The organism is Streptomyces sp. NPDC088400 (assembly GCF_044753355.1).
Classification (GTDB): Bacteria; Actinomycetota; Actinomycetes; order Streptomycetales; family Streptomycetaceae; genus Streptomyces.
Genome location: NZ_JBIVMZ010000017.1, coordinates 126,422 through 138,460 on the forward strand (window position 1 = coordinate 126,422; position 12,039 = coordinate 138,460).

Genomic DNA, 12,039 nt, shown 5'->3' on the forward strand with positions numbered 1-12,039 from the left:
GTCCGGCAGCACCTGGCTCACAGGCTTCTTCGTCCAGTTACGGCCCTGCGGACGACCCGACGGCCCCGTGACCACGGTCCGCGACGACACCATGACGTCATTCGGCCCCGTGAAACTCCCCGACACCGCCGCAGGCGCGGGAGGACTCACCACGGGCGCCGACGCGGCCGACCCCGGCGCCGGGGCGAAGAGAGACATCTCCTCGTCCTGCGCGGGGGTCCGGTCCCAGGCCCGCACACTGTGATGCCGCGGGACGAGCGAGAACCGCGAGAGCTCCAGGTCGACGCCCACGGAACCCGCCGCCGACACCAACAGGAACTGCAGAGCCACCTGCAACGGCGGCACAGACTGTCCCTGAACGGCGAAGTACGAATTGACCGCGAGCCGCAGATCGCCCCAGGTCAGCGGGGACTGGATGCCATTGGCCACCCGGACCCGCTCCAGCGCCCAGAAACCCCGCAACAACGCCTCGAACGCGGCCGTGTCGTCCTCCAGCAGCGGACCGTAGACCAGCCGGATCGCCCGCACCCACCGCAGCACATCCGGAGCACGCCCGCGCTCACCCGTCACAAGCTCCGCCAGCCGGCCCAGCTCAGCGGTCGACGGCTCAGGACGGAAACCGGCCCACCAGTCCCCCTCCGCGAGCTGCAGCCGCGCCCCCTGGTTCCCGTCACCCGGGACCAGCACCGCCTCCAGCCCACGGCCCGTCGCCCACACCCATCGGGCCATCCCGTTGGCAAGCACCTGACCGGCCAGCGGAACGTCCAAGGGGTCGCCCTCCGGCGGACCCGCCAGATCAGCCCCCGAAACCAGCACCGCCGTCTCCGGCGACGCCGCCGTCAGATCACCGTCCACCGCGAAGAGGAAGTCCACGATCCGCGCGTAGTCGAACACCGCTTCCGTACCGTCCGACAACGCCAGCACGGCAGCACTGGCATCACCACGCAGACCCACCAGATGCGCCTCGCCGAACGGCAACGGCTGCACCGGACTCTCCAACGGCACCGGCCCCTGCCGCACCAAGGTGTATCCCGCCACCTCGGGCAACAAGCCATAAGCCTGCCGTCGGGAGTCCTGCCAGGCCTGCACCGGACGCGAGGACACCCCCACCGCAAGGCCGTCCGCGTCCCGGTGCTTGACCATCAGCACCCGGTCCACCAGAACGCGGGACCCGTCCAGCGCGACGATCTCCGACACCAGCGGCAGCACCGGCGGCGTCTGCGCGGGATCGGCCAGGGTGTCGAGAGCACTCCGCGCCGCCTCGAAGACGGCCCGGGCCCTCGCCTGCTCTCCCGGGGGAATCTGAGGCAGCAGGCCGAACGCCTCCGCGACGGCTGCCCGCAGACGCTGATGGACGGGGTTGTCGGCAGCGAGTCCGCGCCCCAGGGCGTATTGGCCCAGCGCGAGCCCGATGGTCCTGCTGTCCCATTCGGTCATCAGCTCCCTGGTGGGACCGTCGGCCTGCGGTACGCCCAACCCCGGGGCCACCACGAGGAAGCCCGCGACGTCCTGCACCACCGGATTGTTCACGATCCGCTGGATCGCTTCCCGGAGGACGTCGTCCGGCAGCGGGGCACGGAACAACAGCGCGCGCTCGTAGGCGTCCCGGCTGAGCTGGATCGCCTCGGCGACGGCACGCCGGATCTCGTCGGGCGTCATGAACTGACCCGTGTACCCGAAGTGCCGCAATTCCGTGGGGACCAGCGGAACGGCCAGCCGGCCGTCGTCGGTGTCCAGGGACGAGTAATCGCCGTCGTCCATGCCGACCGCATAGTGCTGGCTGACGGCGGTGCCGTGGGACGTGCGACCGGTGAGTACGGCCGTCCAATGCTCGCGGGGTGTCGGCACATCGTCGCCGACGGCGTCGAAGAATCCGGCGTCGAAGGACTGGTCCGGCGTCATCGCCTGCCGATAGAGCTCCATCACGTGGGAAAGATGCGAAAGGAGCCTGGCTGTCAGCTCGTCATGGCGCTCGTCGAGGAACGTACGGGTACGCGGCCGCAGCGCCCGCAGAACGCGGTCCAGCGCAGGCCGCGACGCCGCGGACAGCAAGTTCTTGATGAGGGTCGGATCCGTGCCTTCGGGCAGGGCCTTGTCGAAGATGGTACTGATCGGCGAGGCCGCGACATTCTGGAACCCCAGCCACCCGTAGCCCCACACCTCTTCGACGTCCGGAACGGCCGCGAGGAACGGCATGAGGTGGCCCGCCACACCGCCATGACCGAGGGCACGGTTCACGAACGCCGTGGTGACCATCTGTCCCAAGGCCCGCCCCTCGGCCATCAGAGACTCGAACTGCGGCTGGCTCAACCGCTTGAAAGCGAATTCCTGGAGGTCCCTGAGCCCCATGGCCGGGTTCCCCAGGGTGAGCTGGGAGTAGGCACTCCAGTCGAAGCCCTCGGGAGCCGGATTGACCTTCGTTCCCCTGCCCACCTCGGTGAGCTCCCAGCCGCCGAGTGGCCCCAGCACCTCGGCGAGCGGGACCGATTCCCGCCGTTCGTCCGCGATCCTCGCCGCGGCCCGTGCCCGCCACAGCTGAGTCAGAGCCTCCTCCGGAGACTGCCTCCGCTCCCCCGGCAACGAGGCCATCGGCTCGACCACGAACTCACCGATGACGAACTTCTTCCGGACGGGCTGCGGCTCACCCGGTGCCACCTGCGGCCGCTCAATGTGGAGCAGCCCGTCGCCCGTCTCCCAGAAGCTCCGGGCATCCGTGACGAGCTTGAGCCCGGGGCCGCGGGCCAGCACCAGCGTGCTGGTGACGCGGCCCGGCACATTGAGGACGATGTCCCGCCGCTCCTCGACCTCGAGGCCGACGCCGAAGACGAGCAATCCGGCGCCGGTGTTGGAGGACCCGGGGGTGGTGGGTTGGCGGGTGGCGGCGTTCCACTGGCCCGGGGTCCTGGTGGCCGGGTCGGCGAGGGCGAGGATACCCAACGGAGTGGTGGGGTCGGCGCTGGTCAGCATCATCGGAGCGCCGTAGCCGAAGGCCGGCCGTCCGGTGCGCTGGGAGAACCGCTGAACCACCTGTGGGCTCAAAGCCCCGGAACCGGTGGTCAGGAACAGCACCGGAGTACCCAGCGCCATCGTGCGCAGCACCGGATCCAGCCCCATCAGCGCCACGTACTCGCCTTCGGACACGGGGACGGGAGTGCGGCCGGGCAGGTGCAGCACGATGTTCCCGGCCTGATCGACCTCCACCACGTTCAGCATCGGCATGGGCTTGCCCGGCCCGACCCAGTCCGGCTGAACGGGATGCGTGGCGGTCCCGTTGGGCCCATAGGTCATCTGCCGCACGTTGCCCCAGTTGACCCCGGCGGGCGCGGGAGTCCCGGACCAGTTGAAGCCCTGGATGTACGGTCCCTGTCGCAGCAGAGCCTCCGGGGCGAAGGCACTGCTCTCCTTCAGGTGGTACGCGGCCAGCAGATCGAGGTCGGAGACATCCGCACCCGCCGCGATCGCCTTGACCGTCAACGCCCACAAAGCTCCCTGCCGCGTCCGGTCCCAAGCGACACCGGCCTCCAGATGCAGGACCTTACGGCCCATCGCCTCCCGCTCCGCGGGCGTCATCGAACGGAAGACCTGGGCGGCACGGGCCGTGGCCCAGAGAGTCGATGCCAGATGCCGCTGGGTGAACGCCGCGGGAGCCGGCAACGACTGCGTGTAACGGGTCAGCTGCTCACCCTTGTCCCCCAACTGCTTGAGGGTGATCTGGACAACCGGCGACGGCACCGCCTCCGTCAGCTTCGCATCGGGGTCGGCCGCCACCCGGGCCGCGGCGAAGTCGAGCAGCGCCACATACCCGGCCGGATCCGGAGCCCTCCCACTGTGCTCCCGGACGAAGAAGTCCAGCATGTCCAGCCGGAACGGCGTGAACTGACTGATCGCCGGATCGTTCGCCCGCATCCGCTCCAGCGCGCCGATGCCCCGCATCGCCCGCTCGTACCGGCCACCCGGCACACCACGGTGATCCTCGATCTCATTGCCGAACACCGACCGCAGCGCACGCACCAGCCGCAACGTCGTCGCCCGCGCGTCCACACCGGCAATGGCGTCCACGCCCGCGTCCCGGGCCAGTTGGTCCAGCTCATGATCCAGCGGCTCAGGACGGCGCCGGACCCGGCGTCCTTGCTCGCCGCTCGCGGCTCCCAGAGCCACACGCCGGGTGCCGTCCATGCCCGTCTGCCGGGTGTTCCCGTCCGTTTCCCGCCGGCTGAGGTTGGCCACGTGCTGGTCGAGGGAGACGTCTTCCAGCGGATCGTCGACATGGGGCGCCGGACTGTACGAAGGCTGATCCTGTCGCGGATCGCCATCCGTCGCACTCCAGCAGACCTCCAGATGCAGCCGGTGCCCCGGCGGCAGCTCCCGCACCTCACGCAGCCCGACGATGTACGCGGCCGCGTCCCGCTTGTCCAGCCACACCGTCCGGCCATCGCGCAGCGGAAGCTGCATCCGGCCGGGCTCCCCATGACCGGCGTAGACATACACCGCCGAGTCCATCGAAACCGTTTCCGAACCGGCCTCCTGATAACCCTTACCGGCGGGCGTCAAGTGCACGAGCTGACGTATCTGACGGAAAGTCCGGAAACGCTGCTCCCGCCGACGCAGCTTGTCCTCCTGGCCAACGGCCAGTCGGCCGAACCGCTCATGGTTCTCATCCACCAGCGGCCGGGTGGACACATCGCTGTCCCGGAACGTCGTCCCGTCCAGCGCCGTCCACTCACGATCCACAGATGACGTGGTCGCCGACGGGCGCATCGGCACCCACGCACCGACCGGCGCGTCCGGGTCACGGTCCATCAACACCAGAACATGCGCGTTCCCGGAACCGTCCGGAGCCAGACGACCCTCGCCGCTCGGACCCCACACCGTGCGCCCGAGCCGGTCGGCCACGGCCCGCAGCACCTCCTGGTACTGCTCCCCCGCGAACTCGATGGCCAGCACGACAGGAACGTCCTTCGGCAGCTTCGCCAGCTCCGGATCGGCCGCCAAAGCGTCGGCGATCCCCTCGCCGTCCAGCACCCGGCCGTCCGGCAGGCGCACCCGCCCGTTCTCACCCTCGGCCGCCACCACATACGCACCGTCCGGCCACGGCGCCGGCTCGCTCGAAACCACCTTCGGCGCGGCACCCGGCCGGGTTTCGATGACCCGCACCGTCCCCGGCAGCACCCGGCTCACAGGCTTCTTCGTCCAGTTACGGCCCTGCGGACGACCCGACGGCCCCGTGACCACGGTCCGCGACGACAACATCGCGTCGTTCGGCCCCGTGAAACTCCCCGACACCGCCGCAGGCGCGGGAGCATTCACCGTGGACGGCGGCGCGGACGGCCCCGACGCCGGGGCGAAGAGAGACATCTCCACGTCCTGCGCGGGGGCCCGATCCCAGGCCCGCACGCTCTGATGCTGCGGGACGAGCGAGAACCGCGAGAGCTCCAGGTCGACGCCCGCCGAACCCGCCGCCGACACCAGCAGGAACTGCAGAGCCACCGGCAGCGGCGGAACGTCCTGCCCCTGAACGGCGAATTGCGAAGCGATCGTCACCCGCAGATCGCGCCATGTCAGCGGGGACTGGATGCCGTTGGCCGCCCGGGCCTGCTCCAGCGCCCAGAAACCCTGCAACAACGCCTCGAACGCGGCCGTGTCGTTCTCCAGCAGCGGACCGTAGACCAGCCGGATCGCCCGCACCCACCGCAGCACATCCGGAGCACGCCAACGCTCACCCGTCACCCGCTCCGCCAGCCGGCCCAGCTCAGCGGTCGACGGCTCGGGACGGAAACCGGCCCACCAGTCCCCCTCCGCAAGCTGCAACCGCGTCTGCGCATCCCCCTGACCCGGGACAAGGACCGGCTCCAGCCCACTCCCGGTCGCCCACACCCAACGGTCCGTCCCGTTGGCAAGCACCTGACCCGCCAGCGGGACATCCAACGGGTCGTCCGCGGGCGGACCCGCCAGATCAGCCCCCGAAACCAGCACCGCCGTCTCTGGCGACGCCGCCGTCAGATGACCGTCCACGGCGAAGAGGAAGTCCACGATCCGCGCGTAGTCGAACACCGCGTCCGTACCGTCCGACAACGCCAGCGCGGCAGCACTGGCATCACCACGGAGACCCACCAGATGCGCCTTGCCGAACGGCAACGGCTGCACCGGACTCTCCAACGGCACCGGCCCCTGCCGTATGAAGGTGAACCCGCCCACCTCGGGCAACAAGCCATAGGCCTGCCGTCGGGAGTCCTGCCAGTCCGGACGCGAGGACACGCCCACCGGCCTGCCGTCCGGACCCGGCCCCCGGTGCTTGACCACCTGCACCCGGTCCAGCAGAACCCGGGACCCGTCCACCGCCACGATCTCCGACACCAGCGGCAGCACCGGCGGCGTCAGCTCGGGATCCGCCAGCACTTCGAGAGCGGCATCCGCCGCCTCGACAAGTGCCCGGAGCCGCGGCTGGTTCTGCGGCGGAACAGTGTCGAGAAGACCGGTGGCCTCGTCGACAGCTGCCCGCAGCGCCTGGTGCACCGGGTCATCGACAGGCAGCGGCGTTCCCAGAGCATAAGCACCCAGCGCGCGGGCGACCTTCTGGCTGTCTCCCACCGACATCAGCCGCCGGGGCCCACCCCCGGCCTGCGGCAGACCCGCCATCAGAACCATTTGCACAAAGTGGGCGAGGCCCCGGACCACCGGGTTGTCCAGGATCCGCTCGATGGCTTCACGCAGGACGTCCTCGGGCAGCGGCGCCGCGAACATCTGCGCCCGCTGGTAGGCCTCCCGGCTGAGCTGCGACAACTCGGCGACGGCCCGCCGGATGTCCTCGGGCGTCATCAACTGACCGTTGTTGTACGCGAAGTGCCGCAGTTCCGTGAGAACCAGCGGAATCTCCAGCCGGCCGTCATCAGTGTCCAGAGTCGGATACAGATCGTCGTCCATGTCGACCATCTGCTTCTGCGTGACGACCTTGCCCTCGGAAGTGCGCCCCGTCAGCACAGAAGTCACATGCTCCCGGGCCGACGGCACATCGCCGATGGTGGCGTCGAAGAACCCCGGGAAGAACGGCTTGTCCGGTGTGATGCTCCTTCGGTAGAGCTCCAGCAGTTTCGCGAGCACCGTGGCGAGATTTCCGCTGATGCCGTCGTGCTGCTTGTTGAGGAAGTCCCGGTTGCCGGGCCGCAGAGCCCGCCAGACCCGGTCCAGCGCAGGGCGGGATCCCACCGCCAGGCCGTTCTTGACCATGAACGGGACCGGCGCCTGGTTGAGGATGACGCCGGTCGGCCTGGCGACAGTGTGGGCATACGCGAACCGCAGGTAGCCCCAGAGGTCGTCGATGTCCGGGATGGCCGAGAGGATGGGAACGACCATGTCGGGCACATCGCTCCGGCGGGTGAAACCACGCACGAAATCGGCGGTGGTCTTCATCCCGAATTCCCTGCCCGACGCCTCCACCGCGCCGACGGCCCCCTTCGGTATCCGGTCCACCGCCGCGTCCTGGAGCACGCTCAGGCCCAGAGTGGGGAAACCCGTGGTCGGCTGCACATAGGCAAGGTTCGACCTGACCGGAGTCGGGCCGACCGTGGCCTTCTCACCCAGCCCGGTGACCTTCCAGCTGTCACCAGCGGGAAGAAGAGCCTCAAGCGACATCGGCACGGCATTGGGCTCATCCCTGGCATCCAGCGCCAGGCCGACCCTCTCCAACCGCGCCAGCGCCACCTCCGGAGACTGCCTCCGCTCTCCCGGAAGCACCGCCATCGGCTCGACGACGATCTCCCCGATGAGGTAGGTGCCTTCCTCGGGCTTCGGATCTCCCGGCGCCACCTTCGGGTACGTGAGGTGCAGCCGCCCGTCGGCGGTCCGGTACAGCCCTGCATGATCAGTAACGATCTTGAAACCGGGGGCAGTGGCCAGCACCTGCTTGGAAGGAACATCGCCCATCCCGCTGATGACGAACACCTGACGCTTCTCGACCTCAAGGCCAAGAGCTCCGTAATCGCGTCCGGTCGCCGCGTCGAGCACCGGGTGTGCCGGGGAGGCCGACTGCGCGAACTCCGGCAGCGCGCCCTCCACCACAGGCCCGTCAGGATCGATCGCCCGCCCGGAAGGATCGATCACCACCGCCCGCGCGTCGGACGGCGCCACCGCCGGCGGGAACGCGGACACCTGACCGTAGGCACCAGCCGACACATCCACCCACACCACGCCGTCCGACCCGTCCGGCCCGCCCAGGTGATACGCCGCCCACGCATGCCCCGGCGCCTTACCCTGACGCCGCGCCAGAACCAACGCCGCCGCACCCGGCCCCGCCGCCGCGACCGCGTCCTTCACCGCGTCCCACGACCGCACCCCACGCCACCCCGGACCCACCACCAGAGACGACTCCGCCGAGGTCCCGCCGACCACCGCATCGTCCAGCGCGACCGCCGGACGCACGCCGCCGCGGTACAACTCGTCCCGCAACGCCCTCAGCAGCACCAGACACCGCTCGACGGACATGCCTGCCGCCGGCCCACCACCCGCCACCCGACGCACCAACCGCGCCAGTTCCTCACGGCTGAGCGGCGACGGCATGGAGACCGGGGCCGACGGGGCGAAGGTGATCGTGGGGCCCGACGACGCGGTGGACTGCCCGGGCGGGCTCATCGTCTGCTGGTTGGCCGCGGTCCACTGGCCGGGGGCCTGGGTGGCCGGATCCAGGAGGGTGACGATGCCGAGCGGGGCGGACGGGGCGGGGGCGGTCAGCGTCATGGGCGCGCTGTGGCTGACGGCGGGACGTCCGGTGCGCTCGAAGAACCGCTGCGCCAAGTGCCCCAGGGCCCCGGGGCCGGTGGTCAGGAACACGACGGGGCTCGTCAGGGGGGTGCTCAGCAGCGCCGGATCGAGCGCCAGCAACTCCAGGAACTCCGCCTCGGGCACCAGGACGCCGGGACGGCCGGGCAGTTGCACGCCCACGTTCCCCGCCTGGTCCACATGGATCAGGTACAGGAGCGGCATCGGCTTGCCCGGACCGGCCCAGACCGGCTGAACGGGCTGGGTGGCGGGTCCGCCCGGTCCCATGACCGTCTGATGGACGGCGCCCCAGTTGACGCCCGCGGGGGCCGGCGTACCGCTGTAGTTGACGCCTTGGACGTGCTGCCCCTGCCTCAGCATCCGGCCCGGTGCGAAGGCGCCGCTCTCCGCCAGGTGGTAGGCGGCCAGCGCATCGTGGTTCGTGACGTCCACGCCTCCGGCGACGGCCTTGGCGCTCAGCGCCCAGAGCATCTCCTGCTTCTGCCGGTCCCACGGGTCCGCGCCGGACAGATGGAGCACCCTGCGGCCGAGTGACTCACGGTTCTCCTTCGGTGTGTCACTGAACAGCGTCTTGGCGGCGCGGGCCGTGGCCCAGAGGGTGGACGCCACATGCCGCGGGGTGAACGTCTCGGCGGGGGACAGCGATTGCGTGTGCCGGATGAGCTGTTCGCCCTTGGCGGCGAGTTCGCCCAGCGTGAGTTGGAGGACCGGGGCCGGCACCGCCTCCGTCAGCTTCGCACCGGCGTCGGCCGCGACCCGGTCGGCGGCGAAGTCGAGCAGCGACCGGTACCCGGCCTCGTCCGGAGCCCTTCCGCTGTGCTCCCGGACGAAGAAGTCCAGCATGTCCAGCCGGAACGGCGTGAACTGACTGATCGCCGGATCGTTCGCCCGCATCCGCTCCAGCGCCACGATGCCCCGCATCGCCCGCTCGTACCGGCCGCCCGGCACCCCACGGTCGTTCTCGATCTCATTGCCGAACACCTGCCGCAGCGCCCGCACCAGCCGCAGTGTGGTCGCCCGCGCCTGCGACGGTCCGGCACCGGGGATGGTGTCCACACCCTCATCACGCGCCAGCTGGTCCAGCTCGTGCTCCAGCGGCTCGGGCCGGTAGGTGACCCGGCGTCCGGCTTCGCCACCGGGCGCGTCGATCACCACCCGGTCACGGGAGTCCAGGCCGGTGGGCCGGGTGACCGCCGTCGTCTCCCTCCGGCTGTCGTTGGCGGCGTACTGACCCAGCGGAACATCGTCCAGAGGGTCGTCGACGTGGGGCGCGGGCTGGGTCGCGGAGATGTTCTGCCGCGGGTCGCCGTCCGACGCCCCCCAGCAGACCTCCAGGTGCAGCCGGTGGCCCGGCGGCAGTTCCCGTACCTCACGCAGCCCGCTGATGTACCGCCCGGCATCCCGCTTGCCCAGCCACACCGTCCGGCCGTCACGGAGGGCGAGCTTCAGCCGGCCCGGCTTCCCATGAGCCGCATAGACATAGACCGCCGGATCCGGTGTCACCTCTTCGGAGTCGACCACCCGGTAGCCATCACCGGCCGGCGTCTTGTGCACCAGCTTTCGCATCCCGGGGAACGCCGTCAGCAGGCGCTCACGCATCCGCATACTGTCCCCGACCTGCACCGAGATCCGGCCGAACCGCTCATGGTCCTCACCGACCAGCGGCCGGCTGTACACGTCGCTGTCGCGGAACGTCGTCCCGTCCAGCGCCGTCCACGCGCGGTCCTCGAAGGGCACTGTCCCGGCCGGCGGGTCGAACGGTACCCAGCCGCCGAACGGCAGGTTGGCGTCGCTGTCGACGATGACCGGACGGTGGCCGCCGGCGGAGGCGTCGGCGACCATGCGCCCCTTGCCGCTCGGACCCCACACCCTCCGGTCCAGCCGGGTCGCCACCGCCCGCAGCACTTCCTGGTACTGATCCCCCGCGTCCGGCAGCACCAACACCACCGGCACGTCCTTCGGCAGCTTCGCCAGCTCCGGATCGGCCGCCAGCGCGTCGGCGATCCCCTCGCCGTCCAGCACCCGGCCGTCCGGCAGCCGCACCCGCCCGTTCTCACCCTCCGCCCAGACGACATACGCGTCATCCGGCCACGGCGCGTCCTCCTCCGACACGATCACCGGCGCCACGCCGGGCCGGGTCTCGATGACCCGCACCTTCCCCGGCAGCACCCGGCTCATGGACTTACCCGTCCAGTTACGGCCCTGCGCACGCCCCGACGGCCCCGTGACCACGGTCCGCGACGACACCATGACGTCGTTCGGCCCCGTGAAACTCCCCGACACCGCCGCGGGCGCGGGAACGTTCACCACGGGCGCCGACGCGGACGGCCCCGGCGCCGGCGCGAAGAGAGACATCTCCACGTCCTGAGGTGCCGGAGCAGGGGCGTGCGGCTGCGGCCGGTACGTGCTCTCCGCGTCGTCCCACATCGCCCGGAAACCCGCCCAGACGTCCGCTTCCTGGCGGGGGTTGGACTGCCAGGGGTGGATGCCCCTCGGGTTGGTGCCGTACAGCTCCCGCAGCAGCGGCAACAGCTCCGGCTCGTGGCTCCGGATCCACTTCGTCCCGTTGTTGCGGGGCCGGCCGGTGTACGGGTCCGTCCCGGTGTTCGTTCCGAGATAGACGTTGGTGAGCTGGGCGAAGTACTCGAACTCGTTCAGGGCGGAGTAGTTCCGCTGCTTGCCGGAGGCGTCGTACAGCGACCCGTCGGGCCACTGCGCGAAGCCGCCCGCCTTCAGCTTCGCGTTGAACGCCTCCAGGATGAGCTGCCGCTGGCCGTCGGTCAGCCCGTAGTGGTGGACGGCGTGCGCGAACTCATGCGTCGTCGTGGAGTAGCCGTCGCGGTACAGACCCGCGCCCGGCACGCTCGTGGTGCCCCTCAGAAGGTTCTCCTCGGCGGCCGCGACGTGCCCGTCGAGATGGGTGCCGCGTTCGGTGTCGAAGGGGCGCGCGTCCTGTGTCGATGCCCCTTGGAGGGTGCGGAACGCGTCCAGCGACGTCATGGCCGCGTCCTTCGGGACCACGATCATCCGCGCGCCCTCGTTCAGCAGCCTCTCCGCCACGGCGGGGGAACGCAGCATCCGTGCGACCTGTGCCCGTGCCTCCAGGCCCGCCGAGACGCGCAGGTCCACACCGGCCGGAACGTCCACCATCAGCAGTGCGGCCGTACGCGCGAACTCGTCGGCGGGCAGGGCCTGACGCAGGGCCCGCACCAGGTCCCGGTCGGCGGCCAGGGTCTCGCGGTCCTTCGGTGACAACGGCAGCAGTCG

The 12,039-nt window shown here is 70.4% G+C and carries 1 protein-coding gene (running past both ends of the window); it reads right to left on the reverse strand.

This entire window lies inside a single protein-coding gene on the reverse strand: locus tag ACIQD6_RS32245, encoding a lonely Cys domain-containing protein. The 59,907-nt coding sequence extends 19,146 nt beyond the window's left edge and 28,722 nt beyond its right edge, so the window shows coding positions 28,723-40,761, spanning codon 9,575 (complete) through codon 13,587 (complete); the first complete codon in reading order (the gene reads right to left) occupies window positions 12,037-12,039. Both the start codon and the stop codon lie outside the window.